Genomic DNA, 17,778 nt, shown 5'->3' on the forward strand with positions numbered 1-17,778 from the left:
TTTTGCCTTTTGACTTTTGTCTTTTCACTTTGGGATTTAAGATGCGATCGCTTCTAGGAAAACCTGACCTAATTTTCGAGTTTAAGTGATATCGTCAGGATTAATACCGATCGATATGAGGTATGCAGCCAGTTTTTCTTTAGCTTGACGTTCCTGTTCTTTAGCTTGACGTTCTTGCTCTTTAGCTTGACGTTCTTGCTCTTTAGCTTGACGTTCCTGCTCTTTAGCTTGACGTTCCTGTTCCTTTTCCTGCGACAGAAGCAGCATTGCTGCTTCTGCGGTGGCAATTTTCTCTCTTTCAGTCAAGAACCTGTGACCATTCTCGTCATACCAGAATACCCATTCTCTCTCCCAGTCAGCATAGTTGTGGGATTCACACCCAATTCCTAATTCAATTTCGGGCATCCAGACCGGATTTCCTGTCAGTAACTCGTATTTATTATTCACTAACTTATAGACTTCGATTGGCTGCCTATTTTTATGCCTTCCTCTTCGACCTGCGAACAAATTATAAACCACATAGTAGAGAACGCCTAACTGTTGATAACTTTCTAACTTATCCTCATACTCACCGTTGTACTTATGAGAAACTACTTCTATTACTAGGCTCGGTACAACATTGTTTTCTTGCCAGAACAAATAACTGAGGCGACCACCATCACCTGTGTATCTTGGGACTCCTACTGCTAGGAATCCATCGGGGACAATAGCTGGTTTTTCCTGGTCGTGGTAAACCGCCATATCTACACCAAAGAACCAATCAGGACGGGCGCTCCAGATATCAAGTAGGATATTTAAAAGTAGATTGGGAATAAAGTTTTGAAGCTCGTTATCCACAGGAGTATCGTCAGAGTGGGGGAGTTCTTCGGCGGTTAGTAATCTGTGTTGATTAGAAGTATTAACCATGATTTTTACGCCATCATTATTCCGATCGTATCATAAACGTGCGATCGCTTCTAGGGAAACCTTCCCTAATTTTTGAGTTCAAGTGATATCGTCAGGATTAATACCGATCGATCTGAGGTATTCAGCTAGTTTTTCTTTAGCTTGACGTTCTTGCTCTTTAGCTTGACGTTCCTGCTCTTTAGCTTGACGTTCTTGCTCCTTTTCCTGCGACAGAAGCAGCATTGCTGCTTCTGCGGTGGCAATTTTCTCTCTTTCAGTCAAGAACCTGTGACCATTCTCGTCATACCAGAATACCCATTCTCTCTCCCAGTCAGCATAGTTGTGGGATTCACACCCAATTCCTAATTCAATTTCGGGCATCCAGACCGGATTTCCTGTCAGTAACTCGTATTTATTATTCACTAACTTATAGACTTCGATTGGCTGCCTATTTTTATGCCTTCCTCTTCGACCTGCGAACAAATTATAAACCACATAGTAGAGAACGCCTAACTGTTGATAACTTTCTAACTTATCCTCATACTCACCGTTGTACTTATGAGAAACTACTTCTATTACTAGGCTCGGTACAACATTGTTTTCTTGCCAGAACAAATAACTGAGGCGACCACCATCACCTGTGTATCTTGGGACTCCTACTGCTAGGAATCCATCGGGGACAATAGCTGGTTTTTCCTGGTCGTGGTAAACCGCCATATCTACACCAAAGAACCAATCAGGACGGGCGCTCCAGATATCAAGTAGGATATTTAAAAGTAGATTGGGAATAAAGTTTTGAAGCTCGTTATCCACAGGAGTATCGTCAGAGTGGGGGAGTTCTTCGGCGGTTAGTAATCTGTGTTGATTAGAAGTATTAACCATGATTTTTACGCCATCATTATTCCGATCGTATCATAAACGTGCGATCGGCCCTCTGTCTCCTAGCCTCTTTTGACTTTTGAATGAGTGACTTTTGACTTTTCTAGCCCCTTTCACTCTAAAGCAATAGTCGCCCCCCATCGGTCTTGTGGTAAAAAAGATCGATCCATTGGAATGGGGGCAACTCTTTCGGTAAGGGTAAATTTCCCTTCTTCAATCCACTGTTTCAACTCTAAGGCTACTTGCCGCGACAGATATATACTGGCAAGAGGGGCAACTCTGACTTGTTTTCCCTCAATAGTAATGCGACCGGATTTTAGCTGAGCGTAGCTTACCAAACCAAAGGTGGGACGCACGCGCCGGGGGATGGAAAAATCCACCACTGGCGCTACTAAATCTTTGTCGGCTACAGCGCATTTTTCTACTACTTCCTCATACAAAACAGGCAGCGGCACAGCGACACCAAGCATTAAGGAAGGGCCGTAATTTTTGAAGTAACAACCGCGTACCCAACGACGGTTCATCTGTTTGGCATCTCCAATTAAGGCGAGGGTGGCAGCGGGGCCTATTGGTGTCTGATTCGGCAGGCGTTTTTGTAATGGAAAGTGCTGGGTGCCTTCCCAAGCTACGTAACCGATGCCACCGCCTAAGAAAATGCGGGTGCCAATGCCGATTAGTTGCAGGTTAGGGTCGTTGAAGAGGGGAGAAATTGCGCCGGGGTTGGAGTAAACAGCGTTGGCAAGTTGCGGTTGCAAAGGGCCGAGGTGGGTATATAAGGGCCGATCGCCTCCATTCACTCCCACGATAAAATTCTGATATAAATTTCGGGGATTGTAGAGATAAAATTGGTTGATTGTATCGCGGGTTATGGTTGTCTCAAAGGATGCACGAGGATAGCAATCTGTTGCCTGTCCGGTCGCTCGCAATTGCACTGGTTTTCCGGCAATTAAGTCTTCAATTACATGACCGCCTCCCCGTTCTTTGGATTCTGAATCATCGCCTGCTTCTACGGTGCTGGGGTAATCGACGCTTTGAGTCGCTCCCAGATACAAATCTACTGCCCCAAATCCAGAATAAGCTAAGACTCCATCTAACCAGCAGGAGCGAATTTTAATCGGCGGATCGGTTTGTCCTAAGTTGATTATTGCTCCCGAAGATTCCATCGGTTCAAAACTGCCGGTGGTGATGACATCCACTTCTTTAGCGGTTTGGCTGATGCCAACTTGTGCCACTCGTGCTTTTAATTCTTCGACAGTACAGACTACCGCTGATTCACGGCTGATTTTGTCGTTTATTTCGGCAATTGTCCGCATAGGAATTTAAAATTAAAAATCTTGGAGAGCATTGTGAATCGTCCAAAAAAAGAGGGATTGCAATCTAATTGGTATCTTCATCTTCAACGCTGGATTGTATTTGAGTTTTTGGCGCGTCATCGGGCAAGATAGGAGCCTTTCTATCGGCTTGGCCTGCTGCTTGGGATTCATCAATGCCAGCTACATCAAAGGCTGCTTCGCGTCGGCTGTGCCACGGATCTAAGATATCTACGATCAGCACTTCTCTTACCCAGACTTGGCCGACTACAGTTAGAGGAAGAGCCAAAATCAGTCCCAAAAAGCCAAAGAATGTAGCGAAGAAAACTTGGGACATTAATGTGATAGCTGGTAGCAGCGCCACCTGTTGAGCCATTACGTAGGGAGTGAGGAGGTTACTCTCAAATTGCTGGATGATGAAGTAAAGAATCAATACGGCAACAGATTTCCAGGGAGCATCCAAGAGTGCGATCGTCATCGGTAGCACCACACTCAACGTTGGGCCAATATTGGGAATAAAGTTTAATAATCCTGCCAAAACCCCTTGGGCCAGCGCCAGCCTTACCCCCAAAGCCGATAAGCCGATTATGCTTAACAAGGCAACTACACTCATGCTAATCAGAGCGCCAATAATCCATCTACCTAGCGCTACTTCGCATTGATCCAAAATGCCGTCTACCCGCCGCCGGTAAAAGGAGGGAAACAACCGCACAAACGTCTTGCGGTAAGATTTGGGCTGGGCTAACATCATCAGTGTCAAAACCAGCACCAGCAAAAAGCTAAGGATAGCTCCCAGAGTATTCGAGAAAAAAGCGACTGAGCCGCCCAAGAGCTGATTGACTACGGGTTGCAGTTGTCCGATCAGGTTGTTAATATCCGGCAGATACTGATTGAATTGGCTTGGAATGTTAGTTCTGAACAGATTCAGCAACTGATTTATGCGATTTACCCCTTTGGGGAACAAATCTATCAATTGTTGAACTTCATTCACGAACGGCGGCACAATCAGCAAGAAAAAGCCAAACAGAACCGCTAGCAGGATGCCGATCGACAGCAGTACGGCCCACAATCGCTTCAATCCTGACTGTTGCAGCCGCCGCGCCAGTCGATTCAAGGCAGTCGCTAACACAACAGCGGCGAACACCAGTAAGATCACTTGCCGAATTTGCCACAGAATATATAAACAGATGGCTAAGACTAATAAGCCGAGCGTTTGACCCAAATTCACAGTGCTGACTCCCAGTTGTTCTGGCTATTTAGAGAGGAAATGCCGATCGTTCGGTAAAAAAAAAATTATATGCAGCTAGATTAGCTGATTTCGGTTTCCCCAGCATACATTAGCGGCACTGTTCCCACAATCTCTAAAAGCTTAATTTTGCTGCTTCTGCTGCCACGATCTTCCCCAGAGTACCAAAGCTACGATCGCACTCGGCAGACAGACGATCGCCACCACAAGGCTAGGGGTTGGGGTAATATTGAGTATCGGGCCACCGTACTTGATTAAAACTGACAGTGCAGCTGAGAAGATAAGCACTTTCAAAATGAATCGGGCCTGACTTGCCATTGCATATATAAAGATGGACGACAATAAGAATTATGACAGGTATAACTAGGGGCTAGGGGCTAGGGTCTTTCTTGCTAGGGTCTAGAGGAAGAAGGGCCTAGAATCCGCCAACGTTTCAGGAATTAAGAACGTCCTAACTGACTTTCATCGGTTGCTATATAGCAAAGTACTAAAGCCTCCGCACGGCTTCCGTTGCACTTTCCGCCGACCTACGTATTGGCAAACCTGTTTTAAATTACTTTTCTGACTCTAGCTGTGTCAGTTTGTTGGTATTTCAGGGGAGTAGTCCAGTCCATTGTGCTAATTTAGAGTTCAGAATTCTGATGTTCCCGGTTTCACAGATAGATCCTCAATTTTTGTCGTCTTCCAATCCCTGACACTGGGAGCCAGGGTGATTAAATCTTCAATATTTCGCTGCATAGTGGCGCAAATTGCATCTAAGGGGAGGTCGTTGGGATCGTGCCCAAAGGGATTTTCAATTTCCAGGGCAATTTCTTCAACGCCTAACAAAGTGAAACTTACCAAAGATACTATTAATCCAGTAAAAAGACCGAAATCATCTACCATTTGAAATGGTAATGAGAAGCAATAAAGTAATAATAGCTGTTTGAGGTGAATGGCATATGCTAGAGGAATTGGAGTTTTGATAATCCGTTCGCAGCCACCTAAACAATCTACTAAAATATTTAGCAACTCTTTCAGAGAATTCAGTTGATAACTATCAAGGCAGTTCCGTTCGTACTGCTCCTGTAAGTAATCTTCAATCCAGAAAGCTATTTCCAGAGGAGGATTGTTCATACTCTTGAGCTTTTGATAACGTGACTGGGATATTAATCCTTCTAAATCGCTGTCGATCGGCTCTGACCTTAAATGCAACTTGGTAGCAACTGCAAAAGCAACCAATAACCGCAGGGCTGAAATTTTGGCATTTTTATCTTTTGGTTCTCGTTCTTCTACCGATACCCAAATTTGACGAGCCAAGTTACGCACTGCATTGACTATATTTCCCCAAAATTTGCGCCCTTCCCAAAATCGTTCGTAAGCTGTATTTGTCCGAAAAACCAATAATAAACCTAAGACGATACTGGGAATGACACTAGCCAATGTCGGCATATATAGATGAAATGCAAACAAGTGAAGTATCGATATGACAAAACCAAAAACTCCACACACAATTACGCGGGGTAAAACTGCTGGAACTACTGAACCTTGCAACTGGAAAACAGCTTTAAACCAAGGTTGTCTTTCCGTAATCATGTTACCTCTCAGTGTTGGAGCGAACCTAGAACTTTTACCTGATAATACTGCATCTAGCTCTAGATGGAGAGGTGGGAGCTATCTATCCGCTTGGCGATACCTGCATTTCGGGTTTTTTTGAAGAAAGCCTGGGGGATTGATGCCGAAGTATCCCGCAATGGCGATCGCAAATCCGATCGTCATCCGACCCGCCATCTCCCGGAGCGATAATGTGTCTGTCGATACCAATCTCCCTAGCAGGATACTGAAGACGATCTAAACTAGCGCCCAGACAATCAGGAGACTCTGGATTAAAGCTGTGTTCGCACGCCAGTAAGCCTGACGTTTATCTTCCTGCATTGTTTTTCCTTCGTTTGAATGTTTTTATTTAACCTGATTATGAGTATATGAGCTTTGTAGCGTTCCTAAAAATATCAACGAATTTCCAGACGATTTTAAGCGAGTTGGGAAAATTGCGATCGCTCAAAGGTAGCGGGTGAACGAAGTTAGGCTATCCGCCTTATCCCCAGATCCTAAGTGAGTATAGCTGTGGGTCAAGAAGAGCCACTTTCATATTTGTAAATAAATGTTACACAAAATTTATGAAAAAATGTTGCAGGTCGTTGATTTAGTTGTTAAGGTGTGCATATAGCTATGCTTCTGGTAAACGCTCGTATCTAGGAGACGTGCGATCGATGCTCTGCATCAATCTTGGCTCTTCGCAGATTTTCTGATTCCAGAATTGCCAGAAAGATATTTCTCTGACGGCTCTACATTCACCTGACTGGAAGACGACTGAGAAATATCTTTGCTGCTGGTTTGACTGCGCTGAGGACTACTTGATTTCGTTACCTTGTGTAGGCTCCGTGCCATCAATTTTTTACCAAATTCTCACGGCCAAACATTTCTTAGATGTGTCTACCAAAGTGTTGTTTCCCTGCAATATTTCTGAGAAATGTCTTGAGTTTCAAGCAACTATTAGGAGTCACAGTCCGTCTGATTATCTGCCGAGTATATTGCTGCAAAATTTTTAAACTCGGTGGTTGAAAGTGTTGTGACACCTCAAATTTGGAGGTTTTTTATGAACGTAGAAGGAAAAACGGCTCTAATTACTGGAGCCTCGCGTGGAATTGGACGAGCGATCGCAGTAGAATTAGCGCAACAAGGAGCGAAACGCTTGTTATTGGTAGCACGCGATCGGCAGCGGTTAGCGGAAGTTGCTGCCGAAATCGAGGCTTATGGCACAGAAACCGTGATTTTGGCGTTAGATTTATCTCAAATGGTAGAGGTGAATATTGCGATCGCCCAAGCTTGGCGAGATTACGGCCCAATTCATCTGCTTGTTAATTGTGCAGGAGTTGCACATCAATCGCCTTTCTTGAAATCTCCATTGCCAAATGTACAACAAGAAATCACCATTAATTTAATGGGAATGTACACTATGACTCGTTTAGTGGCGCGACGCATGGCAACACAAAGGGAAGGCACAATTGTTAACGTTTCAAGCTTGATGGGTAAGATTGCCGCACCGACAATGGCGACTTATTCAGCTACTAAGTTTGCCATAGTGGGATTCACCCAAGCTTTGCGCGGCGAATTAGCTGAACACAATATCCGGGTGATAGCTTTGCTGCCATCTTTAACGGATACTGACATGGTGCGAGAATTGCAGTGGTTTCGATGGGTGGTGCCTGTGACTCCCCAGAAAGTGGCTAAGGCACTTATCGACGGGTTGCAAAACGAATCCCAGGAAATTTTAGTCGGATGGCAAAGTCATTTAGCAGTGTGGGGTCAGCGCATTGCACCTTGGCTAATCGAGAGAGTTTTGCTGATGGCTGCGCCCGTGGACAAGGATAGACGAAAACGCTATCGACGATTGAAGGAGGCTTAGGAACCCCACCCCCCAACCCCCTCCCCGTCTACGGGGAGGGGGGGTAAGAAGGGGAAGGCTGGGGGGGGTAAGAAGAGAAAAGTGCGATCGCGTTTAAAAATCAGCGAAAATCAATCATCAATCAACTAATCAAAAATTAGCAGATGAGCAAAGACTCACAAGCAGAGGCAAAGATATTATCTAACTCCAGTCCCCCCTCCCCGTGGACGGGGAGGGGGTTAGGGGGTGGGGTTGACACGCCATCGGAACAAACTTGGCAAACCCCGCCTGAACTATGGGATAAACTCAAACCATTGGCTCGACAAATGCGGCGCGAACCTACTCCAGCAGAACAGAAACTTTGGGAGAAATTAAGAAATAAACAATTCTTGGGGTATAAGTTCCGCCGTCAGCATACAATCGATCGCTTTATAGTAGATTTTTATTGCGGACAAGCGCATCTAGTTGTAGAGGTGGATGGTTCTGTTCACGATTACACGCAGGAGGAAGATGCGATACGTCAGGAATTTTTGGAAAGTTTGGAGTTGCGGGTAATCAGGTTTACTAATTCAGAGGTTTTGAATTCTGTAGAAATCGTACTGGAACAGATTGCTGTTGAGTTGGGGAAGTAGGAACCCCACCCCCAAACCCCCTCCCCGTCTACGAGGAGGGGGGTATAGATTAGGTTTCCTAATTTTTTGATGCCAGATGTCTGATTTTTAACCACATTTCCAAGTCATCATTGCCAGCAATTGTTTCTAGTTTATTAAGGCGTTGTTCTATTTCTTGAATTCGATCTTCTTGCAACGAGTTTGAAGATTTTTTATTGGATAACCATACGCAAGCCGTTCCTGCTGCTGCGCTTGAACCTAACACAATCGGTACGGCTATATTATTTCTAGTGGGTGAAAAAATCATACAAAGTGCCAGCATCCCGGTGGCAAAAGACCAAATTCTCGTTGTCGCCGCAAGTCGGCTATCTGTAGATGGTTCAAAATCTTTTTCTGAATGGTAATACATAAATTTCTTTTACTCGTCAACCCTTTACTTCATAAACTGCCACACTTACATCGGTTTGCGCTTCCTACTATCGGGTTGAGTCTATTGGGTTAAGTATTTATGCGTATAACTTTGGGAGTAGGAGCAAAAGTCAAGAAATACTCGGCAGATCGCGATCGAGTGCAAAGGCGGCATATTCAGTACTGCGGCGACTAACTTCTCTTAAAAGGTCGATCGCCTCTGGATCGCGAAAATTGTGAGCGAGGTAAGGGAGAATATGCACTAGGGCAAAGGCACTATATTCAGCGCTGGGTTGGCAATGTTCTTTTAGAAGTGCGATCGCATCCGGATTAGCAGTTTGTTGAGCAATTTTTAGCAAAGATAGTATCTGCTTAACGCGAGCGCTGCGATGCTTAATTAATTCCTTTCTGCTGCCGCGATCGCTATTAAGATCGAAGATCCGTTCAACCTCCTTTCCCCGTACATCACGACCTTCTACTCTTGCGCCATCTACAACATCCCAAGAAAAATCAAGATGCTGATTTATGTCTGTTTCTTCATCAGTTGGATCTATTAGCAAAGGATTGCCATTTGAGTCAATTGGGAATTGCGTTCCTTTGTGTCCAGCATCGTTGCATTTCTCACACGATAGCAGCAGATTGCTCCACTCAAAAGTCAAGTTAACGCACCTCGGATTTCGTTTTGGACAAAAGTGTTCGATGTCTCCATATCCAGTAGTTGTTACCTGGCTTTCACAGTAGGCACATTTTCCATGAAACATCCGTTCAAGAGCATCCTTAATTTCTTTTTGCCGATATTTATTGATAGCGCTCTCAACATTTTTTTCAGCCTTAGCAATTTGTTCTTTTGTCGCAGCAGGATTAGCCATAACTTGCTGTAAATCAGTTCTAGCTGTCTGTAACTTGGACAACCACTTATTACCATTACGTTTTAGTATACCGGGAGGATCTTTAGGTCTGTCTACAGGAATCAAGGCAAATTTGCCTCCAAAAAAGCTTTAGTTCGAGCTTCTAAACTACCTGGTTCAGGAGGGCCGCCAATCGGTTGTGCTTCCTTCATAAACCGCCTGAGTTGCTCGTACTCCTTCCGTTCTTCCCCAATCAAACGATCTATCTTTGTTCTGAGTTCGTAATAACGATTAATTTTCTGCTGTGCTTCAGGAGAATGGGTAGATTCCAACCCAAATGCAGGACTTCTGAGGATATAGTCAGAATCGTAAGCTGAAATATCGTTGATTTTCGTTATCTGAACTTCACCATCCACCATATCTAAACGGAGAGTGAGAGCATCTTCTCCTCCTCCAGCTGCAACCAGAGGACTGTGGGTAGCGATGATGAATTGAAGATTAGGAAATGCTTCCCGTAACCAACCAGCAATTTGTCTTTGCCAGGATGGGTGTAGATGGATATCCAGTTCATCGATCAACACAACGCCGGATGCTTTGGCTGGGTCGTCCAAGTCGGGAAAAGCCTGAAGTAAGCGCCAGATTAAATCACCAGCCAAGGCTATAACGCTGCGAAACCCATCGGATAGACTAATCGTTGGAACTGTCTGACCGTTCACTGTGAACTGGATCAGACCATCAGCAGTTACTTCAGCAATTTTTGCCTCTCCAGGAAGAAGCTTTTCGATCACTTTTTCTCCCACATTCCGCATTTTTATAGCTTTATCATCATTCTTATCTTTAGCAATGCGGAATTCTAGGTAAACCATCCACCGCTCAAATGAACTTAAGGCACTATCTTCATTAAACTGCGTGATGAAATTGCTGGAGCGCTTTGCTGGTTCTAGGCTGGGTATCAGAACTTGGCTGACTCGTGTGAGTCGGCGGAAAGCACCATAACCCACAGCAAACCATCCTTTACTGCCTGAAGCGAAGGCATTTGTCCGCAGCCAACTTAGGCGTGGGAAACTTTCTTCAATCAGTACGGGTTCAGTATATGTTTCCTTTTTTTTACCGACTTTGACGGGTATTCCACCAGTAACAAAGTAGGAATAGGAGAAAGTTTGCCTTTTTCTCTCTTCACCAAAACTTCCGGCATCATTTTCATCTCGGTGCAGAGCTGCGGTAAGCTTGCCTGGTTTTGAGGGGTCACAAACCCAGCCAGTAGGACGAGGGAGGAGTTCTTTAGCGGCTTCTGGCCCTGCTAAAAGTAGGGCTAGTGCTTGCAGTAATGTGCTTTTTCCTACTCCGTTTTCCCCTAATAAGGTAATCCAATAATAGGGCGAAGCCTTATGACCAGTGCCGTTATTTCGAGTAAAGAGTATCTTCTCTTCTCGAAAGCATTTAATATTGCTAAGAGTGATGCTTTCAACCCACATTCTTTTTATTCCTCAAGCGATCTCACTAAACTCCCAATCACCGTAAACCTTGCTCTCGCAACAGCGCATCTGCCCAAACTGCATCTGATTCTGAAAGCGAAGGCACCGGATCGCGCCTATAATTTATTCGCATATCATAACCTGCTACGTCATATACACTATTTAATAATGCTTGCAAATCTACTACTGGTTCGACATCTGGTGACTTTAACGGAATCGGAAATTTAGGAATTTCACTTTGTAAGTTAAACGCATATAAATCTGCCAAAGGACGCTTAGCACTCCGACAAACCAAAATTCGATAATGACTCTGAATACCATTACTGAAAAATGGCATTGCTTGACCGCTTCGCAATAAATCAATTTCCACTAAATTCGTCAAGCTTCCTAATACTTTGTGACGTTTAGACTCGTATGCTTCTCGCCCTTTCCCAGAACGTTTGTTAACAGGTGAGAGAATTTCTATTGCCGTTACTACTTCTTTTGTTTCCACTTCTAGAATCTCTAAATACCCCTGTTTGCGAATTTCAGGTACGGGAATTGTTACCGTTACAGGTTGTGCTGGAGGTGCAGCGACAGCGACATTCGTTGTCGTAGGGTTTGTTTCAGTTAAAGGACGTTGTACCACAACATCGGGAATTCCCACAAGCAGGGAATCTTCCCCAGTGGTTTCATACATTCTGACTTCAACGGCGACTATGTACTTAGGGCGCAATTGAGGAGCCAAAAGCCTCGCAATTTCAATAATTAGCCAATGATGTACTCCCGGCCATAAGTCAGGATGTTCTAAATAAGGATTCATTCCCAAAAATGGAGAAGGCATTAATGTACCTCGCAAAATGCTGCCCACTAGCAGTTTAGCATTGTTTTTGTTGGCACTTGCATCCCTAGACAGATATAGTGCGTTTGCTTTTGATATCTTCTCTGCTAATCTCTATGCCAATCTCGCTATCGCTGCTTCTAATGCCGATCGAATCGCTTTAATATCCTCAAGATTCTCAGAACTATAACTTGTCTGGTTGCCTTCAGTAGTGGCGATTAAAAGTGTGTGTGTATCCTTCAAAGAAATCAGCCAATTAATTCCAAGTCCTATTACTATCAGCGTTACCAAGAAGAATTCCAGCGATACGTAAAAAACACAGGCTGCCAGCATTAAAACACCAATAAAAAGGCAATTCCAAGCTAGACTGCGATCGGGCTCTTTTGTTATAATTTTGACAGTATCGATATTGCGAATCTGATATTGAGTTCCTGAAATCTCAAGCAAAGTCCTGGTAACGCGAATATCTCCTTTGTTGTAAAGGGGTTGGTCTTCTAACGGTGAGGCTGGCATTGAGGTACGAGATTCTTATTTGGATATTTTAAACCGCAGCTACGCACAGATCAACACAAATGTAAGTGCAACCTTCAGGTATAGTATGCAGAAAATGCAGATCTCGATCGCCTATGTAGATAATTTTCGCACACTCTATTCCCCCCCCTCCCCGTAGACGGGGAGGGGGTTGGGGGGTGGGGTCTACCTCATATCATATCCAAACAAATTCGGGTCAACTTCTCCTAATTGCAAATCAGCCAAACCATACTCTGCCCAACGTCTTTCTACCATCGCCGCCACATCTCGATCCGACTCCAAAGGTGCGCCCCATTCGTGTTCTGTTTCCGGCGGAATCTTGGTAGTCGCATCAATTCCCATTCGTCCGCCCAAACCAATCTTTTCACTCGCAAAATCCAGAGTATCAAAAGGTGTATTTGGCAGAATAAAGACATCTCTCGACGGGTCAACTTTAGAACTAATTGCCCACACCACTTGACGCGGATCTCTAATGTTGATATCTTTATCCACAACAATGACAAATTTGGTGTATGTAAATTGCGGTAAGGCACTCCAAAAAGCTAAAGCCGCACGTCGCGCTTGACCGGGATAAGCTTTATCAATTGAAATAATTGCTGCCTTATAACTCAGGGCTTCCATCGGTAGGAAGAAATCGACAATTTCCGAGACTTGTTGCCGCAAAATGGGAGTGTAGATGCGGTTAAGCGCGATCGCCATCATCGCCTCTTCCTTCGGCGGACGACCGCTAAACGTGGTCAAATAAATCGGGTCTTTGCGATGGGTCATACACTGGAAGCGGATAATCGGCGAATCTTCCACCCCGCCGTAATATCCCATGTGGTCGCCAAAAGGCCCGTCCGGTAACATTTCCCCCGGCGTAATCGTCCCTTCTAAGACGATTTCCGAGTCCGCTGGCACTTCCAAATCCACCGTTTTGCATTTCGCCAAATTTACTCCAGAACCGCCGTAGAGTCCAGCAAACAGCCATTCCGATAAGTCTACGGGGATGGGTGTGGCGGCTGCCATGATGATGAGGGGATCGACGCCGAGTGCGATCGCAACTTCCAACTTCTTCCCCCGTTCCGCCGCCTTCCGCAAATGCCGCGCCCCACCCCGCACCGACAACCAATGCACCGTCATCGTATTGCGAGATTGCAATTGCAGCCGATACACCCCCACGTTCGGCGTACCCGTCTCGCAATCTCTTGTAATCACCAACCCCAGCGTGATAATCTTCCCAGCATCTCCCGGATAAGGTCGAATCATCGGAATTTTAGTAAGATCCAGATCGTTCCCTTGGATTACAACTTGGTGACAAGCAGGGAAAAAATCACGTCCCGGTTTGGCTTTCAAAACGTCAAACAGCACCTTACCAAACTCCACAGCCTGAGAAATCTTCTTCGGTGGCTTAGGCTGTTGCAGCATACTCAGCTTTTTACCCAGTCCTTCCAACTCCTCTGGGCGTTCCATATTCATCGCCCAGCAAATTCGTTCCACCGTCCCCATCAGGTTGACAGCTATGGGATACGGCGATCCTTTCACGTTTTCAAACAGCAACCCTGGGCCACCCCGTTGCAACATCCGGTTGGAAATTTCGGCCACTTCCAAATCAGGGTCAACCAAGGCTGAAATTCGCCGCAATTGTCCCCTTTCTTCCAGCAGTTTGATGAATCCCCGCAAGTCTCTTGCCATTGTTTTAAAAATTTTAAAGTTTACAGCCCTTTTCAGGTGAGTGAGGTGCAGAGAAACCCGGTTTCTTAAAGAAACCGGGTTTCTAGGGTGTAGTTCATGCAACTGAAAACCGCTACATATACTCTATTATGGACTGAGTAGTCACCATAGATTTAGCGCGATATAACTACCAGGATGCAATGTTCCAAATGTGAATCTAGTGAAATTCGTAAAAATGGTCGCGTGCGCGACAAGCAAAGATACCGCTGTAAAAACTGCGGATATCAATTTATGGAGCCTAAATATTTACAGCCGATATTAAATGCTGAAATTGAGTCAGCACCAATTTTAAATGCACCGAATATATCTGATGCGGTAACGAGTTTACTCAGCGAAAAGCTAACACTACCAGACGTGGAAAATTTAGATAAAAAAGCGGTTGAGATTGACGAGAGAAAACTAATAGAAAAAATAATTTACCTGAATTGATTGAACCAGTTGTTTCACAACAAATAACCTTAAAAATTCACGAAGTTTTACAACTTCAATCTCAGCCAGAGCGAGGAATTAGTATTTTACTTCTAGATGCAGAAAATCTCAATAAATTTGATCCCCAAGTAGAAGCTTTTTTGAGTAAGCTGTCTGCCTATCCCATGCAAGTTAAGATCGCTTTTGCCAATTGGAAAAATACCAGCGGAGATATTGAATTATACGATCGCGGCTATCAGCTAATTCATGTGCCGCCAGGGAAAAACAGTGCTGATGCTCAAATGATTGCTATGGGTGCAGCAATTTGTCGCCATTATCCCGATGCTAAAGAAGTTTTTGTTTGTTCTTCCGATTGGCTGTTAAATCACCTTTGCAATGAGTTACGAAGCCAAGGATTAAATATATATCGAGTGCGTAAACAAAACAACAATATTAGTGTGGAAAATCATCTCACTGGTGATGTTAAGCACTATTCTTTATCGGTCAACTTGGAAATCCCATCTTTTGAAGAGTTGGCTAAACAAATGGAGTCGCTAATTAAAGAAGAACATGAATCCATCACTCAGCGCATAGCTAACTTGTCTACTATTATCAACCTTTTTCAAGAACGATCTAATATCAGCGTTAATGTAAATCCTTCAAATAGTGCGCTGGTGGCAGAACAAAACCCAACTTTTACTGCTCCCCTCAAAGAGGAATATGTACAACCGATACAGGTAAATGAAGTTGCTGAAACGAGTATTAATTCAATGGAAGGATTAGAAAAGGTACTTCTACAAATGATTAATGCCATGATATTTGAATCCGTTCTAGATTATGTTTCTGTGACAGATATTAAAGCGCGTTTTCAGAATAAATACAAAAACACTGCTGATTTAATGATTAAAAAAATTCAACCAAATTCTAGTTTGATCAAGTTTTTGCGAGCGCACACTAAATTATTTACTATTACTTTGGTTGAAGGTGAACATCGGGTATCCCTTACTCAAACCGTTTTAAGGGATCTTGAATAGCCGATCGGTTAATCTTTTTAGCCGCCACTATCCCTAGACTGACCTTTCAAAGCTATTATAGTCGGAAATACTAAACTATGTTCTAAGACTTATGCCTGATGACACCAGTTTAACACCCACAATTGCTTCTGCTGCGCTCGACAATCCGTTCCACCGTCCCCATCAGGTTGACAGCTACGGGATACAGCGACCCTTTCACGTTTTAAAATAGCAACCCTGGGCCACCCCATTGCAGCATCCGGTGGGAAATCTCGGCGACTTCCAACACTGAAATTCGCCGCAATTGTCCCCTTTCTTCCAGCAGTTTGATAAATCCCCGCAAGTCTCTAGTCATAATTAAAATATGTGAAGCTTTGTCTTCCTCATATTATGGACTGAACCCCGACTGCGCTGCGCGTGGAGGGATATGCCAGAACGCTCAAATTTGCCTAACGTGAATGAATCTGCCATTATCGACAAAATCAGCACCTGTGTCTATCAAGCCTTCCTTGATCTTCACCAGCACCAGCCTGAGTGGCTGAATGAAAAGTACAAGAAGGTTAACTGGCGCGATGCTAAAAGCCAATCTATCTTTCTGGGAAGATTGAAAGAAGAGATTGACAATGCCACAGACCAAAAAGTTTTACTTCTTAAAGTCAGAAAATTTCTCCAAATTCTTCTAGTTCGCAGCTTTTTTGAGGCGACTGAATTTAAGTCTTTAATGGTAAAACTTCGGCAAATAACTCAGCAAGAAATTGTTTCACCTAGCGAAGAGATTTCTATTGATAAAAAGCCAACAGCCAAAAGTGCAATACCAGAAATACTAACATCAGCAGAACCAGTTGCGGAGTCTGTTGCTCAGAGTAATAGTATTGCTATTCTACTTCTAGACGCGGAAAATTTACAACTCGATCTGGAAACAGAAAAGTTCTTGGCTGGAATCTGTAAGTATCCCATCCAAATTAAAGTTGCCTTCGCTAATTGGCGCAGTATGGGTAAGCAAGATCTGGAATTTCACGGGCGCAGTTACGAACTGATTCACGTACCACCAGGGAAAGATAGTGCGGATTTCAAAATGGCAACCGTTGGCTCGTCTATTTTTGTACATTATCCCACGGCGAAGGAAGTTTTAGTCTGTTCTTCGGACAACGGATTAACTCATTTATACAATACATTGCAAACCCACGGATTAACTGTGTATCGGGTTCGCAAGCAAGGTGATTTTATTACGGTTTTAAATAGCAAAACTTCGGAAATAAAGAAACATTCTCTTAAGCCTTTACCCGCTATTCCATCTCTGACTCAATCGATCGCACAACTGAAGGATTTAATCAAGGATGAACAACAAAGAACTGGTTTGCAATGGATAAAATTATCTAAAGTTGCCAACCTTTTTCAAACTAAGTACAACTTGACCATTAGCCAAGTCGTATTAACTCATCTTCCAGGTAAAAAATCTAGAGATATTTTTAATGAGTACCCTACTGATTTTGTGGTACATCAGCCATCAAGTCAATCTCCTCCTTATGTGAGTTTGTTTGATACCCCGCAAGCAAACAAGGCAGAAAGTAAAGGTGAAGAACAGCAAGAGCAAGGCGAGCCTATAAATAATATCAGTCCTACAATTACTTCATCAGCAGATTTAGAAAAAGTGCTACTTATGCTTGTGAATGAGTTAACTGTTAACTCTCCCGAAATCTCGGTTTATCTGGAAGTGATCGGCACGGAATTTAGCAAAAAATATGGCTATTCGATTAATGCAATTATTAAGGATAATTTGAAGCTGAATGGTAATTTACTAAAATTTTTGCAGTATTCTACCTCTTTTAAGGTGGAACAGAAAAAAGGCAAGTGGCAAGTTGCGATCGCACAACCCTAGCTCTTTTCCAGATACGTAGTTGCGATGAGAGCGAAGGCAGCGGAATACGCATTTGATTTTGCACCTACTACATCTGTAGGGGCAATTCATGAATTGCCCCTACAGATGTAAGAGAAAAAGCGTCTTCAAAGCATAAGTTCTGCTTTAGAAAATACCTCTAAAGAGGTATGTCAGTCTTGGCTGTAGAGTGGCAGATTTGTATGAAAGCTAATATATAACTCTATAGCAGCAAATTTGTAATAAAAATTCGTTAAACAAAATTTTACCTAAAATTAACCTAAAATTATACGCATATTTTCCTTGTCTTAACCAGTAAAGTTGTAGGGTT

General features: G+C 43.7%; 17 protein-coding genes and 1 pseudogene. 5 read left to right on the forward strand and 13 right to left on the reverse strand.

Translation table 11 applies throughout. The features are described 5' to 3' along the window. Positions 1 to 81: 81 nt before the first annotated feature. From LAY41_RS04780 to LAY41_RS04805, 6 genes are all read right to left on the reverse strand, one after another. Complete coding sequence (locus tag LAY41_RS04780; RefSeq protein WP_249094731.1) at positions 82 to 906, reverse strand: Uma2 family endonuclease; 825 nt, start codon at positions 904 to 906, stop codon at positions 82 to 84. Between the two features lie 78 nt (positions 907 to 984). Continuing rightward, positions 985 to 1,767: a Uma2 family endonuclease gene (locus LAY41_RS04785; protein ID WP_249094733.1), complete on the reverse strand. Its 783-nt coding sequence runs from the start codon at positions 1,765 to 1,767 to the stop codon at positions 985 to 987. 110 nt (positions 1,768 to 1,877) lie between these two features. Next, positions 1,878 to 3,077, reverse strand: coding sequence for a homocysteine biosynthesis protein (locus tag LAY41_RS04790; protein ID WP_249094738.1), 1,200 nt, complete (start codon positions 3,075 to 3,077; stop codon positions 1,878 to 1,880). Positions 3,078 to 3,141: 64 nt separating this feature from the next. Next, positions 3,142 to 4,302, reverse strand: a complete 1,161-nt coding sequence (locus LAY41_RS04795; protein WP_249094739.1) for an AI-2E family transporter — start codon at positions 4,300 to 4,302, stop codon at positions 3,142 to 3,144. A gap of 141 nt (positions 4,303 to 4,443) precedes the next feature. After that, positions 4,444 to 4,638, reverse strand: a complete 195-nt coding sequence (locus LAY41_RS04800; RefSeq protein WP_249094741.1) for a hypothetical protein — start codon at positions 4,636 to 4,638, stop codon at positions 4,444 to 4,446. 312 nt (positions 4,639 to 4,950) lie between these two features. Beyond that, positions 4,951 to 5,895, reverse strand: a complete 945-nt coding sequence (locus tag LAY41_RS04805; protein WP_249094743.1) for a bestrophin family protein — start codon at positions 5,893 to 5,895, stop codon at positions 4,951 to 4,953. A 1,060-nt stretch (positions 5,896 to 6,955) separates the two neighbouring features. On the opposite strand from LAY41_RS04805, the gene LAY41_RS04810 reads away from it, so the two are divergent. Both LAY41_RS04810 and LAY41_RS04815 read left to right on the forward strand, forming a co-directional pair. Then, positions 6,956 to 7,765 (forward strand): SDR family NAD(P)-dependent oxidoreductase, encoded by an 810-nt coding sequence (locus LAY41_RS04810; protein WP_249094745.1) that lies wholly within the window; start codon positions 6,956 to 6,958, stop codon positions 7,763 to 7,765. Between the two features lie 143 nt (positions 7,766 to 7,908). Then, positions 7,909 to 8,376: an endonuclease domain-containing protein gene (locus LAY41_RS04815; protein WP_249094748.1), complete on the forward strand. Its 468-nt coding sequence runs from the start codon at positions 7,909 to 7,911 to the stop codon at positions 8,374 to 8,376. Between the two features lie 58 nt (positions 8,377 to 8,434). Here LAY41_RS04815 and LAY41_RS04820 read toward each other — a convergent pair whose 3' ends face one another. From LAY41_RS04820 to LAY41_RS04845, 6 genes are all read right to left on the reverse strand, one after another. Further along, positions 8,435 to 8,764 (reverse strand): hypothetical protein, encoded by a 330-nt coding sequence (locus tag LAY41_RS04820; RefSeq protein WP_249094750.1) that lies wholly within the window; start codon positions 8,762 to 8,764, stop codon positions 8,435 to 8,437. Between the two features lie 130 nt (positions 8,765 to 8,894). After that, positions 8,895 to 9,632: a retron system putative HNH endonuclease gene (locus LAY41_RS04825; protein ID WP_249094752.1), complete on the reverse strand. Its 738-nt coding sequence runs from the start codon at positions 9,630 to 9,632 to the stop codon at positions 8,895 to 8,897. A 101-nt stretch (positions 9,633 to 9,733) separates the two neighbouring features. Continuing rightward, on the reverse strand, positions 9,734 to 11,086 hold the full coding sequence (locus tag LAY41_RS04830) for an AAA family ATPase (protein WP_249094754.1): 1,353 nt from the start codon (positions 11,084 to 11,086) through the stop codon (positions 9,734 to 9,736). Positions 11,087 to 11,123: 37 nt separating this feature from the next. Beyond that, positions 11,124 to 11,909, reverse strand: a complete 786-nt coding sequence (locus tag LAY41_RS04835; RefSeq protein ID WP_249094757.1) for a DUF4058 family protein — start codon at positions 11,907 to 11,909, stop codon at positions 11,124 to 11,126. Positions 11,910 to 12,020: 111 nt separating this feature from the next. Beyond that, the gene (locus LAY41_RS04840) at positions 12,021 to 12,419 is read right to left on the reverse strand and encodes a DUF6232 family protein (protein ID WP_249094759.1); all 399 of its coding nucleotides are present in this window, start codon (positions 12,417 to 12,419) and stop codon (positions 12,021 to 12,023) included. 183 nt (positions 12,420 to 12,602) lie between these two features. Beyond that, a complete protein-coding gene (locus LAY41_RS04845) occupies positions 12,603 to 14,111 on the reverse strand; it encodes a UbiD family decarboxylase (protein WP_249094762.1) in 1,509 nt (502 codons plus the stop codon). A 174-nt stretch (positions 14,112 to 14,285) separates the two neighbouring features. Between LAY41_RS04845 and LAY41_RS04850 the strand changes: the two genes are divergently transcribed. Both LAY41_RS04850 and LAY41_RS04855 read left to right on the forward strand, forming a co-directional pair. Then, positions 14,286 to 14,579, forward strand: coding sequence for an IS1/IS1595 family N-terminal zinc-binding domain-containing protein (locus LAY41_RS04850; RefSeq protein WP_249094764.1), 294 nt, complete (start codon positions 14,286 to 14,288; stop codon positions 14,577 to 14,579). Continuing rightward, complete coding sequence (locus LAY41_RS04855) at positions 14,576 to 15,592, forward strand: PIN domain-containing protein (protein WP_249094766.1); 1,017 nt, start codon at positions 14,576 to 14,578, stop codon at positions 15,590 to 15,592. The genes LAY41_RS04850 and LAY41_RS04855 overlap by 4 nt, the downstream gene beginning before the upstream one ends. A gap of 142 nt (positions 15,593 to 15,734) precedes the next feature. Here the strand turns inward: LAY41_RS04855 and LAY41_RS04860 are convergent. Further along, positions 15,735 to 15,926: pseudogene (locus LAY41_RS04860) on the reverse strand (UbiD family decarboxylase); the annotation flags it as partial. A gap of 72 nt (positions 15,927 to 15,998) precedes the next feature. Here LAY41_RS04860 and LAY41_RS04865 point away from each other — a divergent pair. Continuing rightward, positions 15,999 to 17,450, forward strand: a complete 1,452-nt coding sequence (locus tag LAY41_RS04865) for a PIN domain-containing protein (RefSeq protein ID WP_249094768.1) — start codon at positions 15,999 to 16,001, stop codon at positions 17,448 to 17,450. Positions 17,451 to 17,778: the final 328 nt, after the last annotated feature.

It is taken from the genome of Argonema galeatum A003/A1 (assembly GCF_023333595.1).
In the GTDB taxonomy this organism is placed as follows: Bacteria; Cyanobacteriota; Cyanobacteriia; order Cyanobacteriales; family Aerosakkonemataceae; genus Argonema; species Argonema galeatum.